Genomic DNA, 23,272 nt, shown 5'->3' with positions numbered 1-23,272 from the left:
TCGCGGCGGCGTCTCAGGTTGAAGCTTTGGAGTACACTCCGGCTTCTCTTCCAGGTCACCGGCCAATGCTCATTGTCTCCGGTGAGTTTAGCGCCAATGAGTCCTTGAACGGCTTTAGCCGCGCCGTTGCGAGCAGCGGGGCCAAGGTGATTGTATTCAACTCCCTTGGTGGCAACGTCGGCGGTGCTATCCGGTTGGGGCGTATGATCCGCGCAGCAGGGCTGGATACGCTTCAGGTTGGGCAATTGCAGTGCGCTTCAGCCTGCTCACTGGCCTTCCTGGGTGGCATCCACCGTATTGCCGAACCAAGTTCCATCGGCATTCACCGGGCGTTTCTCAAACCGGCTGACGGGATGTCCACCGAAGAAGCGAAGGCCCGCGTCCAGCTCGGAACGGCTGCAATCACATCCTATGTGGTCGAGATGGGAGTGGACCCCAAGCTGATAGAATTGGCTTCGAGCTATGGTAAGCATGACATAAGATATCTATCGGCCAGCGAAATGGCTGAGTTGCACGTGACCAATGCCGCAGCGAACCAATCGCCGGCAGATATTTCACAGGTGTTAACGAGGCCAAATCCTGCGCCCGTGTCCGCTCCTGCACCCAACGCAAGACAGCCGGAAAGCATTGCGGTCGCCTTCGTCAGGGATCTCATCGAGCATCATGGCGACAACGACGATTTCGCTCTTGCCCAAATTCAGGCGTCCTACGCTCCCACGGTCGATTATTATGGCAAGCTGACGAACTTGAGGTCGATCATTGACAACAAGAGGAACTATTACCGGCGATGGCCTGAACGCGGATATAGCGTCCGCAATGACAGCATCGTGGTCACCTGCACTAAGGATCGCTGCATGGTCTCGGGCGTCTACGACTGGGCTGTGCGCAGCCCCTCGAAACACAAGCAGGAAAAAGGCGCAGCAAACTTTAGCTATACGATTTTGATCGGTCCCTATCCCAAAATTATCGCAGAGACAGGGGGTGTCCAGCGATAACCGGAACACCGTTAGCGCGGACACTGACCTCAAGCCTCCTATACACTCTAATCTAATAAAGTGGCTCCTCGAACAGCGTCTTGTCACCGTCCATCAGCGCCTTGATCTGTGCCGTGCCGTCGGGTGCTAGCGCGAGCTTGATGCCGAACGGCCGCACGCGCATGTCGTTCTGGATCGCCATTCCTTCGCCTTCCGACACATAGAAGCGATCGATCCCGTAGTCCGGCGCGATCGTCATGTCGGGGCTGCGAAGATCCCAGCCCGCGGCGACATGTCCGACGATGTCCGCCTCGTCCACGCCCGTCGGGGCCGGCGCTTTGCCGAACCAGGCCGCCGTCGGCTGCCAGTAACCATCCGCGCCCTTCTTCAATCGCACCGCGATCGAACCGTCGTCGCTGGAAAAAGCGCCTTGTGGAATGTCGGCGATCAGCTTCACCGGAATCCGCGAAATGTTGTTGTTGAGCGAGACATAGTCGCCGCGCATGAGATCGCGCGGATCGACGGGCTCGACTTTCAGAAGCACTTCCTTGCCGTTGCGCAGGATTGCGGCGCGGCCGGCGATGATCCAGCTGAGAAAGCCGATCTGGACAAGCGCCAGCACCAGCGCCGCGATGATCAGTTTTTTGCCGGTCATGGCGTTGCTCCTGCCTTGGCGGGCGCCCTCATGCGTTTCTCGACGCGGATGATGATCAGCGCCAGGATACCGAGCAGCACGGCGGCGGCCAGGAAGAATCCGGCCGTATCGAGCATCGACCGCAAGGTGACGCCATAGATGATGGCGAGTTCGAAGGCGAAGCCGGCATAGGCCAGCCAGCGCAGCCCCCTGCTCTCGCGGCCGGCCAGCATGATCGCCGCCACGATGCCGGCAAGCGCCACGATCGAGGCGACGGCGAAACCGCTGTTGTAGGTGCTTTCATCCGCCAGCTCGAACTGGACGATCGCCATGCCGGTGAGGAAGCCGAACAAGGCGTGCAAGGGCAGCCGGCCGCCGAGTTGAAGGATCCTGTCGATCGGATCGCCCGTAAAGACCGAAGCGGCAAACAGCAGCGCCGATATGACGGCGAGCGAAACCGCCACCGGCAGCGTGTCACGATCCGTCGCCAGCAAAACCAGATAGAGAACGACAGACAGAATGATGAGGTGGCGCGCGGCCCGGCTGCGCGTCCAGAACGAAATGGCGAACAGCACGACCGCCATGACGATGAAGAGATGCGGGATCTCCGCGCGCCAGTAGAAGCCGAACCCCTTGAGGACCAGCCAGGCGTCGGCGATGCCGACCGCCGCCACGGTCAGCGGGTTGGAACGCAGCGCCACCGCCGCCAGCCCCGTGCCGGCGCACCATGTCAACAGCGCCGAGGCCTCGTCGCCCGAGAGGTGGTACATCTGGCCGATGAGTGCGATCGAGCCGCCGAAGGCGGCGGCGGCGACGATCCACAGCGCCTCGCCGACCGCGGCATGGTCGCGCGTCTTCAGCACCGCACCGCCGACATAGCCTGCGAGGATGACGGCAAACAGGGCCGCCACGCGAACGAGGCGCGGGATGGCCTCCCAGTTGGCGGCGACGAAAATCAGGATCGCTGCGCCGAACAAAAGCGCCGCCATCATCGCCAGGATGGAGCCGAAACTCAGTGACGCCCGCTCGTTGGCGGCGACGTCGCGTGTCAATGCCTCCGCCGTGGCGGGATCGATCAGCCCGGCCTCCCGCCATCGCGCGATATCCGCCCTAACCTGTGTTGCATAGCCCGCCATGCTTTCCCCCAAAGCCTGGTCATTTCCTTAGCCGGGAACAGCCAAGCCATTGACGCGGCGGCATTTTCCGATTCGGTCTTCTTTGTGACGTAGGCGTGAATGGCCGTTAATGTTGCATTGCACAATTTGCATTGCTGCCATGCGCCAACGGCACTTTTAAACCGATATGATCCCACCTATTTCCTGTTCGTACGCAAACGGAATGATCCGAACCAAAGACGAAACGAGAAGTACCATGAACCTGATCCGCAACTACCGCAACTGGCGCCGCTACCGGGACACCGTCTCCGAGCTGAGCCGCCTGTCGAACCGTGAACTGACCGACCTCGGCATCAGCCGCAGCGACATCCACTACGTCGCCCGCAAGGCGGTCTAATCCGCTTCGGACCGCAAATGGTCCGAACCAGTTTTGAAGAGAGTAACGACAATGAACCTGATCCGCAGCTATCGTAACTGGCGCGTCTATCGCGACACCGTTACCGAGCTGGGTCGGCTTTCGAACCGCCAGCTCCATGATCTCGGCATCGTTCGCGACGAGATCAAGATGGTCGCCCGCAAGGCGATCTAAGGAATTTCGCCAGGGTCGACCTCCTCCCCGACCCTGACGGATACGGTCAACCTTCACCTCCTCCCGAGGGTTGACCACTGAAACGGCGCCCGCCGGACCTCCTCCCCCGGCGGGCGTTGTTCCCGAAGCGAACGTAGTTCGTCTTCGAAAGCTTCGCCCCTTCTCAAAGGCGAGAAGAATTTTCGTCCTCAAGGGCGATAAGGAATTTCGTCAAAGCCGACCTCCTCCCCGGCAATGGCGAATAAGGTCGATCTTCACCTCCTCCCGAGGATCGACCCCCAAAACGACACCCGCCGGACCTCCTCCCCCGGCGGGTGTTGTTGTTTTTGGCGCAGGCTTCCCACTTCGCCCGTTGCTGGCCGGCAATTGCAATCGTGCCGCCAAGCGACTATTCCGGCGCTCATGAGCAAAAATCCCGTCCATATCATCGGCGGCGGCCTCGCCGGTTCCGAGGCTGCATGGCAGATCGCTGAGGCCGGCGTTCCGGTCGTGCTGCATGAAATGCGCCCGGTGCGCGGCACCGACGCCCACAAGACCGACAGTCTGGCCGAGCTCGTCTGCTCGAACTCCTTCCGCTCCGACGACGCCGAAAACAATGCGGTCGGCCTGCTGCATGCCGAAATGCGGCTTGCCGGCTCGCTGATCATGAGCGCCGGCGACGCCAACCAGGTTCCGGCCGGCGGTGCGCTGGCGGTCGACCGCGACGGCTTTTCCGATGCGGTCACCGCGAAGATCGAGGCGCATCCGCTGATCGCCATCCAGCGCGAGGAAGTGCCGGGACTGCCGCCCAAGGATTGGGACCAGGCGATCATCGCCACCGGCCCGCTGACGGCGCCTTCGCTGGCGCAGTCGATCGCCGAGGCGACCGGCGCCGATGCGCTCGCTTTCTTCGACGCGATCGCGCCGATCGTGCATTTCGACACGATCGACATGAACACGGCCTGGTTCCAGTCGCGCTACGACAAGGTCGGCCCCGGCGGCACCGGCAAGGACTACATCAACTGCCCGATGGACAAGGACCAGTATCTCGCCTTCGTCCAGGCGCTGCTCGACGGCCAAAAGACCGAGTTCAAAGAGTGGGAAGGCACGCCCTATTTCGACGGCTGCCTGCCGATCGAGGTGATGGCCGAACGTGGCGTCGAGACGCTGCGCTACGGGCCGATGAAGCCGATGGGCCTGACCAACGTCCACAATCCGACGGTCAAGGCCTATGCGGTGGTGCAGCTTCGCCAGGACAATGCGCTGGGCACGCTCTACAACATGGTCGGCTTCCAGACCAAGCTGAAGCATGCCGAGCAGGTGCGCATCTTCCGCACCATCCCCGGCCTTGAAAACGCGGACTTCGCGCGTCTCGGCGGCCTGCACCGCAACACCTACATCAACTCGCCGACGCTGCTCGATCCGTCGCTGCAGCTCAAATCGCGGCCGGGCCTGCGTTTCGCCGGCCAGATCACCGGCTGCGAAGGCTATGTCGAAAGCGCCGCCATCGGCCTGCTCGCCGGCCGCTTCGCCGCCGCCGAACGGCTCGGCCAGATGCCCGCCCTGCCGCCGCCGACCACCGCCTTCGGCGCGCTGCTCAACCACATCACCGGCGGCCACATCGTCTCGGATGATGAGCCGGGCAAACGCTCCTTCCAGCCGATGAACGTCAATTTCGGTCTGTTCCCACCCGTGGAAGCACCGAAGACCGAAGGCAAGCGCCTGCGCGGCAAGGACAAGACCGTCGCCAAAAGGCATGCCATCACCTCCCGCGCCCTGGCTGAATGCAGGGCATGGTTGGGGCTGCCGGGCAGAGCTGAGGCAGCCGAATAAGCTTTTCTGTCCCATTGGCCATGCATATAAAGTAGGATATAATCCCACTTTATATGCATGGAGCGATGTCAATGGAATCTGCCGAGAAACTATCCATCACCGTCACGCCTGCCATGGCTCGCATGATCCGCGAGAAAGTCGAGGACGGGTCTTTCGGCTCCGCCAGCGAAGTCGTCCGCGCAGCGCTCCGCGCCTTCCAGCGCGAAGAGGAAGAGCATGCCGAGCGAATGGCATCGATCCGGGCGCGGGTGAAGGCTTCGATCGAGGACAAGAGGCCGAACCTTTCAGGAGAACAGGTGCGCGCTCATCTTCAAGGGCTGTTTGCCGAGTATTCGAGCCCCGACGATGATTCAGCGGCTTGAAGTCGAATACAGCCAAAGCGCGAGAGATGATCTCGCTAATATTTTCAGACACATAGTCGAGGCTAGCGGAAACCCTCACGTCGCGTTGAAATTCGTTCTGCGCATCGAAGACCGCTGCCAGAACATCGGCAACGCCCCTCGCGGCGGCCGAACTCGCGACGATATCGTACTAGGCTTGCGAACCGTCCCTTTCGAGCATTCTGCCGTCATCACCTATGTTGTCGAAAGCGATGTCGTTCGCATCATCAACATCTTCTACGGCGGTCGCGACTACGAGACGTTGATTCGAGACGGTGGGTCGAGCGCTCCATCCTGAAGGGGTCTTACTCCGCCGGCTCGGCACCCATCCCTGGCAATCCCGGCTTTCCTGCCTCTCCCGGATTCCTCCGCACATAAGCCGCCTTCAGCGTCTCGGATGTATCGTGCGAACCGTCATGGCTCCAGCCTGGCGGCTGGATGAGATAGTTCAACCGCTGGGCAAGCGTCAGCCCCGGCGCCAGCGCATCGTTGAACATGCCGATCCATTCGTGGAACGCCACCTTCAGCGGATTGAAGGTGCCGATGTTCTTGACGATGCCGTAGCGCGGCCGGTCTTGCTCCAGTTCCTCGACGAAGGTTCCGAACATGCGGTCCCAGATGATCAGCGTGCCGGCATAGTTGGCGTCGAGATAGCGCGGATTGGTGGCGTGGTGGACGCGGTGGTGCGAGGGCGTGTTGAAGATGAATTCGAACCAGCCCCACATCTTGCCGATCGTCTCGGTATGGATCCAGAACTGCCAGACAAGGTTGAAGCCGAAGACGAAGGCGATCACCGCCGGATGGAAACCGAGCAGCACCAGCGGCGCTTGCAGGATGAAGGTGAAGGTGAACAGGCCGGTCCAGCTTTGCCTCAGCGCCGTCGAGAGATTGTAGTGCTGGCTGGAGTGATGGTTGACGTGCTCGGCCCACACCCAGCGCACCCGGTGCGCGATGCGGTGATAGACATAGTAGCGCAGATCATCGAGCAGGAAGGCGGCCAAAAACACCCAGATCGACAGGCCGAGATTGAAGAACCGGAACTGCCAGAGCCACAACAGCGCCCAGTAGGATACGACGCCGAGCAGCAGTCCGGCGACGACATTGCCGGTCCCCATCATCAGGCTGGCCAGCGTATCGCGCGTTTCGAACGATCCCTTGGCACGGCCGCTGCGCACCAGCCAGAGCTCGATCAGGATCGCCGCGACGAAGAACGGAATGGCAAGCTGGGTGACCTGCGGAAAATTATACTCATCCATCACGCAGCCTTTCGGATCTGATCACGGCCTTGCAGCGCCGCCGCCACGGCCAGCGCGCCGGCCTCGTCGGCAAAGACGAACGTGCCGCCCTTCCAGGTGAAATCGTTCGACCGCATCGACACCACATTCCCCTCCCTGGCCAGCGCCAGAACGTCTCGCGGCCTGACGATGCGCGTCAGAAAACAGTCGCCTATGCTCTGGACGATGCCGCAACGCTGCGGGCCAAGATCGAGAAACGCGGCATGGCTGTCGGCCGTCAGCCGCACGACACCCGGCTTTTCGTCGGGAAAATCCTCGGCAAAGCGTGCGAGCGCCTGATCCGGTCCGGCAAGCGTCGCGGTCGTCGTACCGCCGGTGAAGTGCACGGCGGCGACGGACAAGGCGATGCCGAACACGACAAGAACGACCAGGACTGGCAGGCTCATGGAAAGGCTACTCCTCCGGCGGCCCGCATTTCTTCGACGCGAGTCCACATAGACGGAATCCCTAGCATGATTGACGTTTACGTCAAAGGGGCGTCCAGCCCCGCATCGCATGACGCAGGAGCAGCCAATGGCGGCGCAGGGTGGAGAGCGTCGTCGTCGAGCCGAGCGGCGACCCGCCCGCCTTCTCCATCTTGTCGAGATAGGCGCGCGTCAGCGCCAACGGCAGGAAAGCAGGCCGCAGCGCGACAGGAAGCGCCGGCGCGCCTTTCTCGAAGGCGTTGAGATGGTCCCGCGCCAGCGCGATCATAGCAGCGACCGCGCGCTCGGCGCCGGCCCCGCCCTCGCCCTTGATGAACTCTTCCGGCGTCGTGCCGGCGGCCGCCAGGACGTCCGCGGGCACGAAACACTGGCCGCGCCGACGATGCAGCGGCAGCAGAAGCAGCAGGCCGGTGATGGCCTGAGCGCAACCGGCCCGGCCCGCCGGTTCGGCAAAGCGCGGCGCCACGACCGGATCGAGCACCATGGCCGCAAGCTGGATCAGTGCAGCGGCCGTTTCGCCGCAATAGCCCTCGAGGTCGGTCCGCGACGGCATCGGATCGTCATAGAGATCGAAGATGCGCGCCTCGAGCATATTGTCGAAAGCGGATTTCGGCAGATGATTGCCGACGATCGCGGCCTTGAGGGCATCGGCGATCGGATGACCGGTCTCTCCCGGCCCGTCCGCCGCGATGACGTCGCGCCACCATTGCAGCCTGACCTCGCCCGGCAGTGGCTCGTGGATGCGATCGCGCACGCCGGCGATCTCGGCGTTGAAGGCGTAGAGCGCGAGCAGCATGTCGCGCCTCTCGGCCGGCGCGTAGAGCGCCGACAGATACCGGTCATGGTCGGCGGCGCGCACCGCATCCATGACGACGTCGCCATTCTTGACGATGTTGGACGTGCCGGCCATTCAGTCGACGGCGATCAGCGCAGCGGCCACCGCGCGGTCTTCGGCGAGCAGCACGTTGTAGGTCCGCACCGCCGCCCCCGTCGACATCGGGTCGGCCGAAATCCCGGCCTCCTTGAGGGCGGCGCGCAGCGCCGCCGGCAGCGGCCGCAATTCCTTGCCCATGCCGACCAGCAGAATCTCCACCCTGCCGGCCTCGGCGAACAGCCTGTCGAAATCCGAGGCCTTCAGCGCCAGCGGATCGGCCGGCTCCCAACCATGGATGCCCGACGGCAGGACGAGCAGCGAGCCCCGATGCGACATGTCGGCAAAACGGAAGCCGCCATTGCCATAGGCCTCGATCGGCGCCTTGCCCGGGAAATGCGCCTCGCGGATGATGATGCCTTTAGCCATGGGTCTAGAGCATGATGCCGAAAAGTGTGGAGCGGTTTTCGGACGACATCATGCTCTATCTCTTTGATTTGGAGCCGGATGATTTTCAGGTTGGCTCGACCTGAAATCATCCGGCTCTGACGGCGTCAGGTCGCCACGGCCTTGCCGTTCACCGGCTTCTTCTCTTCTTCGGTCGCGGCCTGCGGCCGCAAGCGGAACAGGATCAGCAGCGGCGCGGCGATGAAGATCGACGAATAGGTGCCGAACACCACGCCGAACAGCATTGCCAGCGTGAAGGAGCGGATCACCTCGCCGCCGAACAGCACCAGCGCCAACAGCGCCAGGGATGTGGTGACAGAGGTCAGCGTGGTTCTCGACAGCGTCTCGTTGATGGCGTTGTTCAAGAGCTGCGGCAGCGGCATCTTCTTGTATTTTCGCAGATCCTCGCGCACGCGGTCATAGACGACGATGGTGTCGTTCAGCGAATAGCCGATGATGGTCAGGATCGCCGCCAGCGACGACTGGTTGAACTCCAGCCCAGTCAGGACGAAGAAGCCGATCGTCATCACCACATCGTGCACCGTGGCGACGATGGCGCCGACGGCGAACTGCCATTCGAAGCGGAACCAGACATAGAGCAGGATGCCGGCCAGCGCGATCAGCATGGCGATGGTGCCCTGCTTGGCGAGCTCGCCGGAAACCGTCGGACCCACCACTTCGACGCGGCGGAAATCATACTGGTCCTGCAATTCGCCCCGCACCTTGTCGATGACGGTCTGCTCGGCGTTCTCGCCGGCGTCCTGCGTGCCGACACGGATCAGCACGTCGTTCGGCGCGCCGAACTGTTGCACCTGGATCTCGCCGATGTTGAGCTCGGAGAGCCTGCTGCGGATATCGCCAAGATCGGCATCGCCCTTTTTGGACTGCACCTCGATCAGCGAGCCGCCCTTGAAGTCGATGCCGTAGTTGATGCCAAGAGTCAGGAACCCGACGACCGACAGGATCGACAACGTGCTGGAGAGAGCAAATGTCCAGCGGCGGATGCCCATGAACGGGATCTTCGTGCCCGGCGGAATGAAGGTGACCGGCGCGCGCGGCAATTCCTTCGGACGAGCGCGGCGCAGCCAGATCGACACCAGCATGCGGGTGAAGGTGAAGGCGGTGAAGACCGTCGTCAGAATGCCGATGGCATAGGTGATGGCGAAGCCCTTCACGGGACCGGTGCCCAGAAAGAACAGCACGACGGTCGCGATCAGCGAGGTAACGTTGGAATCGACGATTGTCGCAAGCGCCTTGGAGAAGCCGGTGTCGATCGCCTGGATGACCGAGCGGCCGTTGCGCCGCTCCTCGCGGATGCGTTCATAGATCAGAACGTTGGAGTCCACCGCCATGCCGATGGTGAGCACGATACCGGCGATGCCGGGCAAGGTCAGCGTAGCGCCGAGCAGCGACAGCGCGCCGACGATCATCGCCACGTGCACGGCCAAAGCGATATTGGCGATGAAACCGAGGAAACCATAGGCGACGAACATGAAGGCGACGACGAGGATTGAGCCGATCACACCCGCCACCTTGCCGGCGTGGATGGAGTCCTGACCAAGGCCGGGGCCGACGGTACGCTCTTCGATGATGGTCAATTTGGCCGGCAGGGCGCCGGCGCGCAGCAAGACGGCGAGGTCGTTGGCGCTCTCGGCCGTGAAATTGCCGGAGATCTGCCCGCTACCGCCGAGGATCGGCTCGCGGATCACCGGCGCCGAAATCACCTGGTTGTCGAGCACGATAGCGAACGGCTTGCCGACATTCTGCTGGGTCGCCTGGCCGAACCGCGTCGCTCCGCGGGAATTGAAGGTGAACGAAACCACCGGCTCATTGGTCTGTGAATTATAAGTCGGCGTCGCATTCGACAGGTCTTCGCCCGAGACGATAACGCGGTTCTCGACCAGGTAAGGAACCGGAGGATCGTCCTGCGAATAAAGGATCGAGTCGCCAGCCGGCGGGCGATTCTTCATCGCGTCCTGGACCGGCACCGACGTGTCGACCATCTGGAACGTCAGCTTGGCGGTCTGGCCGATAATGTCCTTGAGCCTTTGCGGGTTCTGGAGCCCCGGCACCTGGACCAGGATGCGATCGTCGCCCTGCCGCTGCACGATCGGCTCGGTCGTGCCTAGCGCGTTGACGCGTCGCTCCACCACTTCAATCGCCTGCGAGAGCGCGGTCGAGGTACGATATTTGATGCCGGCATCCGTAACGGTGAACTTCAACAGCCCAGGCTCGGAATCGTCCAGCGCCATCGACTGCACGGAACCACCGGCAAACAGACCGGCCGTGACCGGGTTGGTTATCGGCTTCAGCGCGGTCTTGGCGGCGTCGAGCTGGCTCGCATCGTTGATGCGCACCTGCACGGTTCGGCCTGTTCCGCCAAGGCCGGTATATTGGATCTTGGCGTCGCGCAGCAGCGTCCTGATCTCGTCGCGCGTCGTCTGCAGCTGATCCTTGATCAGGTCGTTCTGATCCATCTGCAGCAGGATGTGCGAGCCGCCCTGAAGGTCGAGGCCGAGCGTCATCTGCCGCTTCGGCACCCAGCTCGGCAGTTGCGCCAGTGTGCTTGCCGGGAAAAGGTTGGGCGCGGCGAGGATCACTGTGATGGCCACGGCGAGCCAGATCAGGATCATCTTGAGGCGCGAGAAATAGAGCATTCGTTCTTATCCGTTCAGGCGTACAAGCGGCAGCGTTCCGCCATCGGCTAGATTATCAGCTATGGTTTTCGTTCCAACCACGGTCGGCCCTATCGTGCTTCCTCGACGATTGTCAATCTCGCCGGCAGCGCGCCGGTGCGGAATAACAGGGCAAGCTCCTTGGCGCTGTCGGCCGTGAAATTTCCCGATATCTGCACGGTGCCGTGCTCGATGGGTTCACGGATCATAGGTGCCGAAATCACCTGACCGTCCAAAATCACCGCAAATGGCTTGCCGATATTCCGAGTGGTTGCCCACTTGAAACGTTGCGTACCCTTGGAATCGAGCCGGAATGCGACGACAAACTGTTCTGTCGAACTGTCGCGGATCGCTTCCGCGTCCAGCACGCTGTCGCCCGAGACAAGCACGCGGTCTTCGACCAGATAGGGAACTGGCGGATCATCCAGCGTGTAAAGCACGCTTGAACCGGCAGGCGCCTGGCCGTTGACCGCATCGTTCACAGGCGTCGACGTATCGACCAATTGGAAGCTCAGTCGGCCTTGCCGCCCAAGGGTTTGCGCCAGGCTGTGCAAATCCGCGACGCCTGGCGCCTGAACCAGTATGCCGTCATCCGTCAACTGGACCGCGGGATCGGCCACGCCAAGTTCATTGAGGCGATTTTTGATGACCTCGATCGACTGTGCGAGCGCGGCATAGGTTCGATACTTCGCACCGGCATCGGTCATGGTGAACTTCAACAGGCCGCGCTCGCTATCGTCCAGCGCAAACTCCTGGACCGGACCTTCCTTGCCGGCAATGGGATCGATCACCGCCTTGAGTGCCGCTTTGGCGGCCTCGACTTGCGCGGGATCGCCAATGCGCAATTGAACCGTGTGGCCCGATACGGCAAGGCCGCTGTAGCTGATCCTGGATTCGGCGTCGCGAAGCAGCGTCCTGATCTGGTCGCGCATTGCTTCCAGCCGGCGGCTTTTTACCTGGTCGGTATCCAGGCGAAACAAAATATGCGCGCCGGGCACCGCGGCGAGAACATTCGGCGCGCCGAAGGCCATCGAGATCAGGGCAAGCCCGATCAAAATGACCTTCAGGCGCGAAAGATAGACCATATGCCGCCGTTCGTCAGAACCCTGCCCGCGGCCATCACCGCTGAGATTTCGCCTACTTCTTGGCGTTCTGGTTCGCCACCGGTTCGCCCTTGACGCGCACGTCCGAGATCGTCGAGCGCAGCGCGGTCACCTTGGTTCCGCCGCCAAGGTCGATCTCCAGCTCATTGTCGTCGATCACCTTGGTCACCTTGCCGACGAAGCCGCCGCCGGTCACCACCGTGTCGCCGCGGCGCACCGCCGAAAGCATTTCCTGGCGCTTCTTCAGCTGTGCGCGCTGCGGCCGGATGATCAGAAAATACATGATCACGAAAATCAGGACAAACGGCAAAATCGAGATAAGCATGTCTGGCGAAGCGCCGACGCCCTGGGCGTATGCCGGTGTAACGAACATCAAGAAACTCCTGGATGGTGAAATACCGCCGGGGCGGCCCCGCGAAAATTTGGCCGGAATATAGTCGGTAAACTTGCTAATGCAACTGCGCTGCGAGGCCAATCCGTTGCTTTTCCAGCCGTTTGCGGCGTGCTAGAGCGTCGCAGCGGAAGCCGCTTCGAGGCCACCGAAAAGATCATGCTCCAACAAAAGCTTGGACCTGGTTCTTGCAGCGACGCCGTGGAAGCTGCTCCCACATGCTGAAATATCACAACAAAAAGACCTGATATGACCGACAGCCTGGATACATTGAACAAGAAACTCGACCGCCTGATCGAGGCGGTTTCCCGCCTTGCCCCGCCGCCGGTTCCGCAGACCGACCTCGGCGTTGCCGACTGCTTCGTCTGGCAGGCGGACCCTGGCTTTCTGGAACCGGTGCGCAAGGTCAACCGCGTCGACATCGGCCTGATCCGCGGCGTCGACCGCGTGCGCGACATCCTGCTCGACAACACCGAGCGCTTCGCGTCCGGCTATGCGGCCAACAACGTGCTTTTGTGGGGCGCGCGCGGCATGGGCAAATCGTCCCTGGTCAAGGCCGTGCATGCCACCGTTAACGCCTCCGACAAGCTCGACCGGCCGCTGAAGCTGATCGAGATCCACCGCGAGGACATCGACACGCTGCCCAAGCTGATGGGTCTCCTGAAGGCGGCGCCTTATCGGTTCATCCTGTTTTGCGACGACCTCTCCTTCGACCATGACGACACGTCGTACAAGTCGCTGAAGGCGGCGCTCGAAGGCGGCGTCGAGGGCCGCCCCACCAACGTCATCTTCTACGCCACGTCCAACCGGCGGCATCTGTTGCCGCGCGATATGATCGACAACGAGCGCTCGACCGCCATCAACCCCTCGGAAGCGGTGGAGGAAAAAGTCTCGCTTTCCGACCGTTTCGGCCTGTGGCTCGGCTTCCACAAATGCTCGCAGGACGAGTATCTCGACATGATCGACGGCTATGTCCGCTATCACGGCCTGGCGACAGACCCCGAGCAGCTGCGCGCCGAGGCGCTGGAATGGGCGACCACGCGCGGCAGCCGTTCGGGCCGCGTCGCCTGGCAGTTCACCCAGGACCTCGCCGGCCGGCTTGGCAAGCCGCTGAAGGATTAGGCTTGACCATGATCGCAAACCGAACCTTCGGTTCTCGCAGCCAAAACAAAAACTGAAAAAGCCCGCTCCTTTCGGAGCGGGCTGAAGACGGCGGGCCGGACTGGAGGTCAGGCGGCCCGCAAAACGGTTCTTGTTCTATTCGAGATAGCCCGTCGGATCGACCGGGGCCGAATTCTTGCGCACTTCGAAGTGCAGTTTGGGCGAGTCGGTCGTGCCGCTCATGCCGGACAGCGCGATCTCCTGGCCGCGCTTGACCTTCTGGCCGCGCTGCACCTCGATCGAGCTTGCATGGCCATAGACGGTGACCAGGCCGTTCTCGTGCCGCACCAGCACGGTGTTGCCGAATTCCTTGAGACCGTCGCCGGCATAGATGACGACGCCGTTCTCGGCCGCCTTGATCGGCGTTCCTTCCGGCACCGCGATGTCGACGCCGTCCTTGCCGGAACCGAAGCCGGAGATCACGCGGCCGCGCACCGGCCAGCGCATCTTGCCGATGCCGGTCGCGTCAGGCGCCACCGCATCGTCGTCCTCGGCCTGCTGGATGACCTTGGCGTCCTTCTTCGGCGGCGTGTAGGAAGCGAGCGTCTGCGACGGCGTCGTCTTCGCCGGCGGCTGCGTCGTCGCCGTGGTCACCGGATCGACCGCCGGCTTGGCGGTGGTAGCGGCACCCTTGGCCGCTGCGACAGCGACCGTGCCGCCGGCCGGAACCTTGAGCGTCTGGCCGATCTTGAGGAGGCCGTCCTGCATGCCGTTGGCCTGCTTCAGCGCCACGACGCTGACGCCGGTCTTCCTGGCGATCGAGGACAGCGAGTCGCCCTGCTGCACGGTGTAAGAGCCGCCGGCGCCAGCCGGCTTGGCCTCGGCCATCCGCGGCGCGGGCTTGGGGTTCTTCGAGCCGCTGGCCGCGGCCGATGCATCGACCTGAGCGGCCGACTTGCCGTCCTTGACCTTGGGCTGCTGCGGCAGCACAGCGACCTTTTCCGGCACGGGCTGCTTCGGCGTGTTCGTCGGCTTGCCTTCGGCGACCCTTGGCTCCGTCTTGCTGGAATAGGCATAGGCGGGAATGACGATCTTCTGGCCGCTGCGAATGCCCTTCTTCGGATCGATCCCGTTGACCTTGGCGATGGCATCGGCCGGCACATGGTAGTGCGCTGCCAGGCCCGAAAGTGTCTCGCCGTCCCGCACCACGATTTCGGTCGCGTGCGGCGCAGCGCTCGCATCGGGCTCGGCGGTCTTGAACGGCTTGGCCGCGGCAACCGTGCCGGTCCTGTCGAGATGCGGCGCGGGAGCAAGCGCCGGAGCCGGCGCGAGAGCGGGAGCCGAAGCGGTACGCATCGGCTTTGCCGCAGCCGGCGCCGACGGAGGCGGCAGTTGCTGGGCGGTGACCGGCTCGAGGCTGGAGCGGCTCACCGACTGGGTGTGGGTGCCGTCGACCGGCGCAGGCGCGACATTGTCGCCCGGATAGGGCTGGTCGACATTCTGCTTGTTGATGATGGCACGCTGATTGTTGGTGGAGGATGTGAAGACATCATCGACACCGTTGAAGCGCATCGACTGGGAACTGCACCCGGCCGCCGCGCCGGCAATCATCAGGACAGCGCAACCGCGCGCCAGATTGCGTCTGTTTGCCTTCAAGTGATTGAATTGCATCGCACTAACCCGCACAGACCCGGTACAAACTGGCTGTAATTAAAGCGCGTTAATGTTACTGGCCGGTTAACCCATTAGAATCCGGCGAAAATTTTCTTAAAACATTGGCGGAAATTTTGGCGCGGCCAAAATCCGGGCGACGGCGACGCGGACATCCCGGCTTTCCGGCGCATTCGCGGCTGGTTCTCGGGACCGCGGGCTTCGCTTCATTTGCCGGGCCGGGAACAAAGTTCAATCGCCGAACATCGAAGTGATCGGCCCCGGACGCCGCAGTCTCCTATCCAAGTATAGTTCGGATTCAAATATTCCCGAGTGTTGCTTCCAGGTAACGGGATTTCCGGATCGGGTTCCGATACCGTCAGGGAACTTGGGAGGGTCCTTCAATGAAATGTTTTCTCGTCGCCGCGGCGTTTGCCGCTGCCTTGGCCGCGGCTGCGCCTGCATCCGCCGCCGATCTCACCGAAACGCCTGTCGCCGCGAGCTATGACTGGAGTGGCTTCTACATCGGCGCCAATGGCGGCTGGGGATCGAGCCACTCATGCTGGGACGCTCAACTTGCCGGCCTGTCTTTCAGTGAGGGCTGTCACAATGCCACCGGCGGCACCGTCGGCGCACAGCTTGGCTATCGCTGGCAGCGCAACGACTGGGTGTTCGGGCTCGAAGCGCAAGGCAACTGGGCCGATCTGAACGGCTCCAATGTCAGCGAATTCATTCCCCCTTTTATAGATCGTTCCCGCGTCGACTGGTTTGGGCTGCTGACGGCCCAGGTCGGATACAGCGTCGACAACGCTCTCTTTTACGTCAAAGGCGGCGCGGCCGTGACTCACGACCGTTTTGAGGTCCTCTTTCCCCCGGATATTCCCGCTGGCAAGACCGGCGATCAGACCCGGTGGGGAGGCGCGCTGGGCGCGGGCCTCGAATACGGCTTCGCCCCGAATTGGTCACTCGCAATCGAATACGATCACCTGTTCATGCCCGACAAGACCACTGCTTTCGCGGCAGTCGGGCTGCCCTTTCCGTTCGGCACGGATCGGATCGGCCAGGACGTCGATCTGGTCGGCTTGCGGCTGAACTTCCACTGGAACGGTTGAGAAAAGCTAGATCACCGCGGCGATGCTGCGCAGGATCGGCTGCAGCCTGACCATGCCGATGTCCTCGCGCTCGAAGCGGCTGCCCACCTTGGTGAGTTTGGCCAGCACCTGCTCGCCCTCCTCCGGGCCGATCGGCGCGATGACGATGCCGCCGCTCGACAGTTGGTCGAGCAGGAAGCGGGGCAGGCTTTCGAAGGCCGCCCAGGCGACGATGCGGTCGAACGGCCCTTCATTGGGCAGGCCGTTGGAGCCATCGGCCTGGCGGGTGATGACGTTGCTGATGGCAAGCGCCTCGAAGCGCTGCTTGGCCTGCTCGGTCAGGGTTTTGTAGCGGTCGATGGTGATGATGCGCGCCGCAAGCCGCGACATGACGGCTGCCGTGTAACCCGAGCCGGTGCCGATCTCGAGCACGCGATTGCCCGGCTCGATGTGAAGCGCTGCGATCACCGCCGCCTGCAGATCTGCGCCCTCGATTGCCTCGCCGCATTCGATCGGCAGCATCCCGTCCGACCAGGCGATCACATGGAACTGGGCCGACAGGAAACTACGCCTTGGCGTCGCCTCGAAGGCCGCGACCAGCGCCTTCGGCGCCGTGCCCCTGCCCCGCAGCCTGAGTAGGAAAGCGGCGAAACCTTCGCGGTCGTCGATGCCCGTGTTCATGCCAAAACCGTGTTCATGCCAAAACCCTGTTCATGCCAACGCCTTGTTCATGACAGTGCCTTGGTCAGCTGGTCGCGGAGTTCATGGGCGGTGAGGTCGAGTTGCAGCGGGGTCACCGACACCAGCCGGTTGCGCATCGCGTGGAGGTCCGTGCCCTTCTTGCCTTCGACCGGCTCGCGGCCGAAACGCAGCCAGTAGTAAGGCAGGCCGCGCCCGTCGCGCCGCTCGTCGACCCACAGGCTGTGCACCAGCTTGCCCTGCGCGGTGACGACGGTGCCCTCCACTTCATCGGGGGCGCAGTTGGGGAAATTGACATTGAGCAGCACGCCTTCGGGCAGCGGCGTTTCCACCAGGCGCTTGAGCAGCGCCGGCGCCAGCGCCTCGGTCGTCTCGTAAGGAACGACGCGGTCCTCGCCGACATAGGAATAGGCCTGGCTGACCGCGATCGAGCGCACGCCGAGCAGCGCGCCTTCCATGGCGCCCGCAACGGTACCGGAATAGGTGACGTCGTCGGCGATGTTGGCGCCGGAATTGACGCCGGACAGGATCAGGTCAGGCGGTCCGGGCAGGATTTTTTTCGTGCCCATGATGACGCAGTCGGTCGGCGTGCCGCGCACGGCGTAATGCTTCTCGCCGATCTTGCGCAGCCGGAGCGGCTCCGAAATCGACAGCGAATGCGCATAGCCGGACTGGTCCTGCTCGGGCGCGACCACCCAGACATCGTCCGACAGCGTGCGGGCTATGCGTTCGAGCGACGCCAGCCCCTCAGCGTGGATGCCGTCATCGTTGGTCAGGAGAATGCGCATGCGGTCACTTCGATTCGATCTTGGTAAGACCACCCATGTAAGGCCGCAGCACTTCAGGAATGGTTACGCTGCCATCCTCATTCTGGTAGTTTTCGATGACGGCTATGAGAGCGCGGCCGACCGCGGTGCCCGAGCCGTTCAACGTATGGACGAAGCGATTGCCCTTGCCGTCCTTGTCCTTGTAGCGGGCATCCATGCGCCTGGCCTGGAAATCGCCGCAGACCGAGCAGGACGAGATTTCGCGATAGGCGTTCTGCCCCGGCAGCCAGACCTCGATGTCGTAGGTCTTGCGCGCGCCGAAACCCATGTCGCCGGTGCACAGCGTGACCGTGCGGAACGGCAGGCCGAGCCGCTTCAGCACCTCTTCGGCGCATTGCGTCATGCGCTCGTGCTCCGCGATCGAGCTTTCCTGGTCGGTGATCGAGACCAGCTCGACCTTGTAGAACTGGTGCTGGCGCAGCATGCCGCGCGTATCGCGGCCGGCGGAACCCGCTTCCGAACGGAAGCACGGCGTCAGCGCGGTGTAGCGCAGCGGCAGCTTCTCATGCGCGGTGATCTCCTCGCGCACGAGGTTTGTCAGCGGCACCTCGGCCGTCGGGATCAGGCCGAGGCGACTGTCGCCATGCGGCGTGAAGAACAGGTCCTCCTCGAATTTCGGCAGCTGGTTGGTGCCGAAAAGCACCTCGTCGCGCACCATCAGCGGCGGGATGATCTCTTCATAGCCGTGCTCGGTGGTGTGCAGGTCAATCATGAATTGGCCGAGCGCGCGCTCCAGGCGCGCCAGCTGGCTTTTCAGCACCGTGAAGCGCGAGCCGGACAGTTTCGCCGCGCGCTCGAAATCCATCATGCCGAGCGCTTCGCCGATCTCGAAATGCTCCTTCACCCAGTTCGGGCGTGTCGGTATGTCGCCGACGAGGCGCTTGATGACATTGTCGTGCTCATCCTTGCCAATCGGCACGTCTTCAAGCGGCACGTTGGGCAGCACGGCAAGCGCGTCGTCCAGCGCCTTGTCGAGCTCGCGCTCGCGCGCCTCGCCATTCTGGATGAACACCTTGATGTCGCTGACTTCGCTCTTGAGCTTCTCGGCAAGGGCTGAATCGCCCGAACGCATGGCGTTGCCGATCTCCTTCGAGGCGGCGTTGCGACGCTCCTGCTTGACCTGCAGCTCACTGAGATGCGAACGCCGCGCCTCGTCCTTCGCGACCAGATCGCCGACCGTGGACTGCGCCTCGCCCGCCGACCACGAGCGCTTCACCAGCGCCTCGACAAGGGCCTTCGGGTTGTCGCGAATCCATTTGATATCAAGCATGGTCGATCCTCAAACTAATGCATGTCGCCCAAAAGTGTGCAGCGGTTCTGGGACAACGACATGCATGAAAATAGAGACTTAAACCGCGTCGCGCGCTTTAATGCATGTCGCGCAAAAGTGACCTCGGTTTTGCGACAACGACATGCATCAAGCAACGACCTAAAGCGCGTCGCGTGAATCCGTTTCGACGCGACGCGCTTTAAGGATCGAGGGCGTAAACCGCATCCGTCGTCGATGCAAGACGGCGGGTAAATGGACCGCTGCGATTTCCTGCCCCAGGCGGCGCCGTTTAGGTCAGGAGGCCGAGGTGTCCGGCGTGTCGCTCGAAACCGAACTCCCCGCCTCCGCCTGCTCGCGCGCCAGGCGGTCGCGCGCCTGGGCGCGCTCGATCATGCGCGAGGACCAGATGGCAACCTCGTAGAGGATGATGGTCGGGATAGCGAGGCCGCATTGGCTCATCGGATCGGGCGGCGTCAGCACCGCGGCGACCACGAAGGAAAGGACGATCGCCCATTTGCGCTTCTCGGCCAGCGCCTGCGACGACAATATGCCGACGCGCGTCAAAAGGCTGGTCACCACTGGCAGCTGGAACACCAGACCGAACGAGAAGATCAGCGTCATGATCAGGCTGAGATATTCCGACACCTTCGGCAGCAGGGAGATCTGCACCTGGTCGTTGGTGCCGGTCTGCTGCATGGCCAGGAAGAACCACATCACCATCGGGGTGAAGAAGAAATAGACCAGCGAGGCGCCCATCAGGAATAGGATGGGCGAGGCGATCAGGAACGGCAGGAAGGCGCTGCGCTCGTTCTTGTAGAGGCCCGGCGCGATGAACTTGTAGATCTGCGTGGCAATCAGCGGGAAGGCGATCACCATGCCGCCGAACATGGCGAGCTTCACCTGGGTGAAGAAGAACTCCTGTGGCGCGGTGTAGATCAGCTCGACCTTGTGCGGGTCGAGCCCTGCCCATTGCGTCGCCCATTTGAAAGGGACGACCAGAAGGTTGAACAATCGCTTGGCGAAGAAGAAGCAGACGAGGAAGGCGACGAAAAAGCCGCCCAGCGACCAGATCAGCCGGCGGCGCAGCTCGATCAGGTGTTCGATCAGCGGCGCGGACGATTTTTCGATTTCTTCCTTTTCCTTGTCCGAAACGCTCACTTGGTGTCGCCCGCCATCTTCTTGCTGTCGGTTGCCTTCTTCGCCGTGGCTGGCTTTGCCTCAGCCTTGGGCGCCGCCTTCCTGGCGGGCGCGGCGACTTTAACCGAGGCCGATGAGGGTTTGGCCGGCGCCTTTGCGGCCGGTGCCTTCGCTGCCGCAACTGCCTTTGCGGTGGCGCCAGTCGTCTTTGCCTTGACGGTCGCAGCCTTTTTCGCCGGCCGGGCCGGCGCGTCGGTCTCGGAAACCGGTGCGGTGACGGAGGCGTCGGTCATGGCAGGGAAGATCGGGGTGGCTGAGGCAGCCTCGGTTCCGTTGGCGCCGGGCATATCCGTCGCGCCGTTCTTGAGCGGCTCGGCGGCCTGCGGAGTCTCTGCCGCCGGTGCTGTCGGATCGGCGGCCGGCTTGGGCTTCATCATCGTATCGACGCCGGCCCGCACGTCGGCCGCGGCCTGCTCGAACGGATTGAGCTGCTTGCGCACCTCGTTCAGCGGATTGAGGCCGCGCAAGCTATCGATGGAACTCTTCACGTCGTCGAGCTCTGCTTCCTTCAGCGCCTCGTTGAACTGCTTCTGGAAGTCGCCGGCCATGGCGCGCAATTTCGCCGCGGTGCGACCGAAGGTGCGTAGCATGTTGGGCAAATCCTTAGGCCCGACGACCACGATCATGACGACCGCGATCACCAGCAGTTCGCTCCAACCGACTTCAAACATGACAATCTATTCCGACGAGTGCCTGCCGCCCAAAAATGCGAAGCGGTTTTGGGACAACGGCATGCTCAAACCAACAACCGGGATCAGCTCTTGCTGACCTTTTCCTTGGCCGGCGAAACAGTCTCGTCAGCGCGATGTTCGACGGTACGCTTGTCGTCGGCGTCGTCGTCGGCCATGCCCTTCTTGAAGCTCTTGATGCCCTTGGCCATGTCGCCCATCAGTTCCGGGATCTTGCCGCGGCCGAACACCAGAAGCACGATGACCAGCACGATCATCCAGTGCCAAATCGAAAATGAACCCATTGCTATTCTCTCTCGAATGTTTTCCCTGGCGATGATCTATGCGTTTTCGCTCGGGGATTCAAACACAACCGCTAGGAAGTTGATAAAATGGCTAGCGGATGTCACGCACTTTCGGCGTGAGCGGCTTGCTACCAATCCGCGCAGCCTCTGCTAATAGACCATTCGCGGCGATTTGATGGTCACTCGTCAGTGACGCGCGGCGTCAACAGCCCGAGTTCCTCGAGGTCGATATCGGTCAGCGCGTCCTCGTCTTCGGCGAGCGCATCGGGATCGGCCGGCGGCACCGGCATCGAGAAATTGGCCGGCATGCGCGTCGAGAGCAGGCCAGCGCCCTTCAGCTCCTCCATGCCGGGCAGATCGCGGATCTCTTCCAGCGCGAAATGATCCAGGAAAGCGTCGGTGGTGCCATAGGTCACAGGCCGCCCGGGCGTGCGGCGGCGGCCGCGCATCCTGACCCACTCCGTTTCGAGCAGCGTATCGAGTGTGCCTTTCGACGTCTCGACGCCTCTGATGTCTTCGATCTCGGCGCGCGTCACCGGCTGGTGATAGGCGATGATCGCCAGCACTTCGAGGGCCGCGCGCGAAAGCTTTCTCTGCTGGACCGAGTCCCGGCTCATCAGGAAAGCCAGGTCGCCTGCGGTGCGGAAAGCCCAGGCATCGCCGACCCGTACCAGGTTTACGCCGCGCTTGGCATAGATTTCCTGCAGATCCGCCATTGCGGCGGCAATGTTCACGCCTTCCGGCAGGCGCGCGGCAAGCTGCTTTTCGCTGACCGGCTCGGCGCTGGCGAAAATGATCGCCTCTGCCATGCGCACGGCTTCCGACAATTGCAGCCGCTCGGCCGGGTTCTCGATGGAACCCTGCTCCGCCATCTCGTCTTCCGGTTCGTCCTCGACCTTGAACGGGATGACCGAAGCGTTGGCGCGTTCGCTCATGATACCACCTCGACTGCCCTTACCCCTTGCGCGCGGCCGCGCAGATAGATCGGCGCGAACACCTGGTCCTGCCGCATGTCCAATTTGCCCTCGCGCACCATTTCCAGCGTCGCCGCGAAGGAACTGGCCATCGCCGTGCGCTTCTCTTCCGGCGCCGCCAGATATTCGATCAGGAAACTGTCGAGCGTCGTCCAGTCGCCGACCGAGCCGATCAGCCGCGCCAGCACCTCACGCGCATCCTTCAACGACCAAACGGCGCGCCGGGCAATCGTCACATTGTTGATCGCCTGCTTCTGGCGCTGCTGCGCATAGGCGGTGAGCAGATCGTAGAGCGAGGCCGAAAAGCTGTTGCGCTTCTCGATGATCACCATTTCCGGCAGGCCGCGCGAAAAGACGTCGCGGCCGAGACGGTTGCGGTTGACCAGACGCGCCGCGGCGTCGCGCATGGCTTCCAGCCGCTTCAGCCGGAATTGCAGCACCGCCGCGAGTTCCTCGCCGCTTTCACCCTTTTCGCCCGGTTGCTTCGGGATCAGCAGCTTCGATTTCAGGAAGGCGAGCCACGCCGCCATCACCAGATAGTCGGCGGCAAGCTCGAGTCTCAGCGCCCGTACCTTCTCGACGAAGGCCAGATATTGCTCGGCGAGCGCCAGGATCGAAATGCGCGCCAGATCCACCTTCTGGTTGCGGGCTAGATGCAAGAGAAGATCGAGCGGGCCTTCGAAGCCGGCCACGTCGACGACCAGCGACGGGTCGCCTGTCAGGCGTGAATCGTCGTTCTCGGCCCACAGACGGTCCATCGGTGCGGCCTTCGCGGCCTT

26 protein-coding genes are annotated in these 23,272 nt (G+C 62.7%); 8 read left to right on the top strand and 18 right to left on the bottom strand.

All coding sequences use genetic code 11. The features are described from left to right. The first annotated feature begins 65 nt into the window (after nt 1–65). Nucleotides 66–995: a hypothetical protein gene (locus FJ430_RS17795; protein ID WP_140708100.1), complete on the top strand. Its 930-nt coding sequence runs from the start codon at nt 66–68 to the stop codon at nt 993–995. 52 nt (nt 996–1,047) lie between these two features. On the opposite strand, the gene FJ430_RS17790 is transcribed toward FJ430_RS17795, so the two are convergent. Beyond that, complete coding sequence (locus FJ430_RS17790; protein WP_140708102.1) at nt 1,048–1,629, bottom strand: GDYXXLXY domain-containing protein; 582 nt, start codon at nt 1,627–1,629, stop codon at nt 1,048–1,050. Then, on the bottom strand, nt 1,626–2,744 hold the full coding sequence (locus FJ430_RS17785) for a DUF2157 domain-containing protein (RefSeq protein WP_140708104.1): 1,119 nt from the start codon (nt 2,742–2,744) through the stop codon (nt 1,626–1,628). Before FJ430_RS17785 ends, FJ430_RS17790 begins: the two co-directional genes overlap by 4 nt. 235 nt (nt 2,745–2,979) lie before the next feature. Between FJ430_RS17785 and FJ430_RS17780 the strand changes: the two genes are divergently transcribed. From FJ430_RS17780 to FJ430_RS17760, 5 genes are all read left to right on the top strand, one after another. After that, a complete protein-coding gene (locus FJ430_RS17780) occupies nt 2,980–3,120 on the top strand; it encodes a DUF1127 domain-containing protein (protein ID WP_006335194.1) in 141 nt (46 codons plus the stop codon). Between the two features lie 51 nt (nt 3,121–3,171). Further along, on the top strand, nt 3,172–3,312 hold the full coding sequence (locus FJ430_RS17775; protein WP_084508100.1) for a DUF1127 domain-containing protein: 141 nt from the start codon (nt 3,172–3,174) through the stop codon (nt 3,310–3,312). Nucleotides 3,313–3,714: 402 nt separating this feature from the next. Beyond that, entirely contained in the window at nt 3,715–5,124 is a 1,410-nt protein-coding gene (trmFO, locus tag FJ430_RS17770) for a methylenetetrahydrofolate--tRNA-(uracil(54)-C(5))-methyltransferase (FADH(2)-oxidizing) TrmFO (RefSeq protein ID WP_140708106.1), read from the top strand. Between the two features lie 71 nt (nt 5,125–5,195). Beyond that, the gene (locus tag FJ430_RS17765) at nt 5,196–5,486 is read left to right on the top strand and encodes a type II toxin-antitoxin system ParD family antitoxin (RefSeq protein ID WP_140646717.1); all 291 of its coding nucleotides are present in this window, start codon (nt 5,196–5,198) and stop codon (nt 5,484–5,486) included. Further along, complete coding sequence (locus FJ430_RS17760) at nt 5,470–5,802, top strand: type II toxin-antitoxin system RelE/ParE family toxin (protein ID WP_181175505.1); 333 nt, start codon at nt 5,470–5,472, stop codon at nt 5,800–5,802. The genes FJ430_RS17765 and FJ430_RS17760 overlap by 17 nt, the downstream gene beginning before the upstream one ends. Nucleotides 5,803–5,809: 7 nt before the next feature. Here FJ430_RS17760 and FJ430_RS17755 read toward each other — a convergent pair whose 3' ends face one another. The 7 genes from FJ430_RS17755 to yajC all read right to left on the bottom strand — a co-directional run bounded on the left by FJ430_RS17755 (nt 5,810) and on the right by yajC (nt 12,693). Continuing rightward, nucleotides 5,810–6,760 (bottom strand): sterol desaturase family protein, encoded by a 951-nt coding sequence (locus tag FJ430_RS17755; RefSeq protein ID WP_181175506.1) that lies wholly within the window; start codon nt 6,758–6,760, stop codon nt 5,810–5,812. Then, entirely contained in the window at nt 6,760–7,185 is a 426-nt protein-coding gene (locus FJ430_RS17750; protein WP_140708110.1) for a hypothetical protein, read from the bottom strand. Before FJ430_RS17750 ends, FJ430_RS17755 begins: the two co-directional genes overlap by 1 nt. A gap of 82 nt (nt 7,186–7,267) precedes the next feature. After that, complete coding sequence (locus tag FJ430_RS17745; protein ID WP_226891754.1) at nt 7,268–8,134, bottom strand: phytoene/squalene synthase family protein; 867 nt, start codon at nt 8,132–8,134, stop codon at nt 7,268–7,270. After that, the gene (locus FJ430_RS17740; RefSeq protein ID WP_140646714.1) at nt 8,135–8,524 is read right to left on the bottom strand and encodes an Mth938-like domain-containing protein; all 390 of its coding nucleotides are present in this window, start codon (nt 8,522–8,524) and stop codon (nt 8,135–8,137) included. 125 nt (nt 8,525–8,649) lie between these two features. After that, nucleotides 8,650–11,199, bottom strand: coding sequence for a protein translocase subunit SecDF (gene secDF / locus FJ430_RS17735; RefSeq protein ID WP_140708112.1), 2,550 nt, complete (start codon nt 11,197–11,199; stop codon nt 8,650–8,652). Nucleotides 11,200–11,288: 89 nt separating this feature from the next. Continuing rightward, nucleotides 11,289–12,302, bottom strand: a complete 1,014-nt coding sequence (locus FJ430_RS17730; RefSeq protein WP_140708114.1) for a SecDF P1 head subdomain-containing protein — start codon at nt 12,300–12,302, stop codon at nt 11,289–11,291. A gap of 52 nt (nt 12,303–12,354) precedes the next feature. After that, nucleotides 12,355–12,693: a preprotein translocase subunit YajC gene (yajC, locus tag FJ430_RS17725; protein ID WP_095765024.1), complete on the bottom strand. Its 339-nt coding sequence runs from the start codon at nt 12,691–12,693 to the stop codon at nt 12,355–12,357. A 267-nt stretch (nt 12,694–12,960) separates the two neighbouring features. On the opposite strand from yajC, the gene FJ430_RS17720 reads away from it, so the two are divergent. Further along, complete coding sequence (locus tag FJ430_RS17720) at nt 12,961–13,833, top strand: ATP-binding protein (protein WP_140708116.1); 873 nt, start codon at nt 12,961–12,963, stop codon at nt 13,831–13,833. A 135-nt stretch (nt 13,834–13,968) separates the two neighbouring features. Here FJ430_RS17720 and FJ430_RS17715 read toward each other — a convergent pair whose 3' ends face one another. Next, entirely contained in the window at nt 13,969–15,483 is a 1,515-nt protein-coding gene (locus FJ430_RS17715) for a LysM peptidoglycan-binding domain-containing M23 family metallopeptidase (protein ID WP_140708118.1), read from the bottom strand. Nucleotides 15,484–15,866: 383 nt separating this feature from the next. Between FJ430_RS17715 and FJ430_RS17710 the strand changes: the two genes are divergently transcribed. Further along, nucleotides 15,867–16,574, top strand: a complete 708-nt coding sequence (locus FJ430_RS17710) for an outer membrane protein (RefSeq protein ID WP_140708120.1) — start codon at nt 15,867–15,869, stop codon at nt 16,572–16,574. 6 nt (nt 16,575–16,580) lie between these two features. Here FJ430_RS17710 and FJ430_RS17705 read toward each other — a convergent pair whose 3' ends face one another. The 8 genes from FJ430_RS17705 to FJ430_RS17670 all read right to left on the bottom strand — a co-directional run bounded on the left by FJ430_RS17705 (nt 16,581) and on the right by FJ430_RS17670 (nt 23,251). Next, nucleotides 16,581–17,234, bottom strand: a complete 654-nt coding sequence (locus tag FJ430_RS17705; RefSeq protein WP_140708123.1) for a protein-L-isoaspartate(D-aspartate) O-methyltransferase — start codon at nt 17,232–17,234, stop codon at nt 16,581–16,583. A gap of 47 nt (nt 17,235–17,281) precedes the next feature. Further along, nucleotides 17,282–18,040: a 5'/3'-nucleotidase SurE gene (surE, locus tag FJ430_RS17700; protein ID WP_140708125.1), complete on the bottom strand. Its 759-nt coding sequence runs from the start codon at nt 18,038–18,040 to the stop codon at nt 17,282–17,284. Nucleotides 18,041–18,044: 4 nt separating this feature from the next. Further along, nucleotides 18,045–19,349 (bottom strand): serine--tRNA ligase, encoded by a 1,305-nt coding sequence (gene serS / locus FJ430_RS17695; RefSeq protein WP_140708127.1) that lies wholly within the window; start codon nt 19,347–19,349, stop codon nt 18,045–18,047. A 294-nt stretch (nt 19,350–19,643) separates the two neighbouring features. After that, entirely contained in the window at nt 19,644–20,507 is an 864-nt protein-coding gene (gene tatC, locus FJ430_RS17690; RefSeq protein ID WP_140652508.1) for a twin-arginine translocase subunit TatC, read from the bottom strand. Next, complete coding sequence (gene tatB, locus FJ430_RS17685) at nt 20,504–21,217, bottom strand: Sec-independent protein translocase protein TatB (RefSeq protein ID WP_140708130.1); 714 nt, start codon at nt 21,215–21,217, stop codon at nt 20,504–20,506. The genes tatC and tatB overlap by 4 nt, the downstream gene beginning before the upstream one ends. Before the next feature lie 83 nt (nt 21,218–21,300). Beyond that, nucleotides 21,301–21,519, bottom strand: a complete 219-nt coding sequence (locus FJ430_RS17680; RefSeq protein WP_027167260.1) for a twin-arginine translocase TatA/TatE family subunit — start codon at nt 21,517–21,519, stop codon at nt 21,301–21,303. A gap of 179 nt (nt 21,520–21,698) precedes the next feature. Next, nucleotides 21,699–22,454 carry an SMC-Scp complex subunit ScpB gene (gene scpB / locus FJ430_RS17675; protein ID WP_095765016.1) on the bottom strand — a complete coding sequence of 252 codons (756 nt, stop codon included), beginning with the start codon at nt 22,452–22,454 and terminating at the stop codon, nt 21,699–21,701. Then, nucleotides 22,451–23,251, bottom strand: coding sequence for a segregation and condensation protein A (locus FJ430_RS17670; RefSeq protein ID WP_140708150.1), 801 nt, complete (start codon nt 23,249–23,251; stop codon nt 22,451–22,453). The genes scpB and FJ430_RS17670 overlap by 4 nt, the downstream gene beginning before the upstream one ends. Nucleotides 23,252–23,272: the final 21 nt, after the last annotated feature.

Origin of the sequence: Mesorhizobium sp. B2-8-5 (assembly GCF_006440675.2) — a bacterium.
Lineage (GTDB): Bacteria > Pseudomonadota > Alphaproteobacteria > Rhizobiales > Rhizobiaceae > Mesorhizobium.
The sequence above is the reverse complement of the archived record's forward strand: the minus strand, read 5'-3'. Positions and strand labels throughout refer to the sequence as shown.

Coding starts and splice junctions, on each gene's coding strand:
- yajC (WP_095765024.1), bottom strand. CDS start 12,693: ATGTTCGTTACACCGGCATACGCCCAGGGCGTCGGCGCTTCGCCAGAC.
- FJ430_RS17715 (WP_140708118.1), bottom strand. CDS start 15,483: ATGCAATTCAATCACTTGAAGGCAAACAGACGCAATCTGGCGCGCGGT.
- secDF (WP_140708112.1), bottom strand. CDS start 11,199: ATGCTCTATTTCTCGCGCCTCAAGATGATCCTGATCTGGCTCGCCGTG.
- FJ430_RS17680 (WP_027167260.1), bottom strand. CDS start 21,519: ATGGGTTCATTTTCGATTTGGCACTGGATGATCGTGCTGGTCATCGTG.
- FJ430_RS17710 (WP_140708120.1), top strand. CDS start 15,867: ATGAAATGTTTTCTCGTCGCCGCGGCGTTTGCCGCTGCCTTGGCCGCG.
- FJ430_RS17755 (WP_181175506.1), bottom strand. CDS start 6,760: ATGGATGAGTATAATTTTCCGCAGGTCACCCAGCTTGCCATTCCGTTC.
- FJ430_RS17745 (WP_226891754.1), bottom strand. CDS start 8,134: ATGGCCGGCACGTCCAACATCGTCAAGAATGGCGACGTCGTCATGGAT.
- FJ430_RS17780 (WP_006335194.1), top strand. CDS start 2,980: ATGAACCTGATCCGCAACTACCGCAACTGGCGCCGCTACCGGGACACC.
- FJ430_RS17795 (WP_140708100.1), top strand. CDS start 66: ATGCTCATTGTCTCCGGTGAGTTTAGCGCCAATGAGTCCTTGAACGGC.
- FJ430_RS17720 (WP_140708116.1), top strand. CDS start 12,961: ATGACCGACAGCCTGGATACATTGAACAAGAAACTCGACCGCCTGATC.
- FJ430_RS17790 (WP_140708102.1), bottom strand. CDS start 1,629: ATGACCGGCAAAAAACTGATCATCGCGGCGCTGGTGCTGGCGCTTGTC.
- FJ430_RS17740 (WP_140646714.1), bottom strand. CDS start 8,524: ATGGCTAAAGGCATCATCATCCGCGAGGCGCATTTCCCGGGCAAGGCG.
- tatB (WP_140708130.1), bottom strand. CDS start 21,217: ATGTTTGAAGTCGGTTGGAGCGAACTGCTGGTGATCGCGGTCGTCATG.
- trmFO (WP_140708106.1), top strand. CDS start 3,715: ATGAGCAAAAATCCCGTCCATATCATCGGCGGCGGCCTCGCCGGTTCC.
- FJ430_RS17765 (WP_140646717.1), top strand. CDS start 5,196: ATGGAATCTGCCGAGAAACTATCCATCACCGTCACGCCTGCCATGGCT.
- FJ430_RS17760 (WP_181175505.1), top strand. CDS start 5,470: ATGATTCAGCGGCTTGAAGTCGAATACAGCCAAAGCGCGAGAGATGAT.
- FJ430_RS17670 (WP_140708150.1), bottom strand. CDS start 23,251: ATGGACCGTCTGTGGGCCGAGAACGACGATTCACGCCTGACAGGCGAC.
- FJ430_RS17705 (WP_140708123.1), bottom strand. CDS start 17,234: ATGAACACGGGCATCGACGACCGCGAAGGTTTCGCCGCTTTCCTACTC.
- FJ430_RS17785 (WP_140708104.1), bottom strand. CDS start 2,744: ATGGCGGGCTATGCAACACAGGTTAGGGCGGATATCGCGCGATGGCGG.
- FJ430_RS17730 (WP_140708114.1), bottom strand. CDS start 12,302: ATGGTCTATCTTTCGCGCCTGAAGGTCATTTTGATCGGGCTTGCCCTG.
- FJ430_RS17750 (WP_140708110.1), bottom strand. CDS start 7,185: ATGAGCCTGCCAGTCCTGGTCGTTCTTGTCGTGTTCGGCATCGCCTTG.
- serS (WP_140708127.1), bottom strand. CDS start 19,349: ATGCTTGATATCAAATGGATTCGCGACAACCCGAAGGCCCTTGTCGAG.
- FJ430_RS17775 (WP_084508100.1), top strand. CDS start 3,172: ATGAACCTGATCCGCAGCTATCGTAACTGGCGCGTCTATCGCGACACC.
- scpB (WP_095765016.1), bottom strand. CDS start 22,454: ATGAGCGAACGCGCCAACGCTTCGGTCATCCCGTTCAAGGTCGAGGAC.
- surE (WP_140708125.1), bottom strand. CDS start 18,040: ATGCGCATTCTCCTGACCAACGATGACGGCATCCACGCTGAGGGGCTG.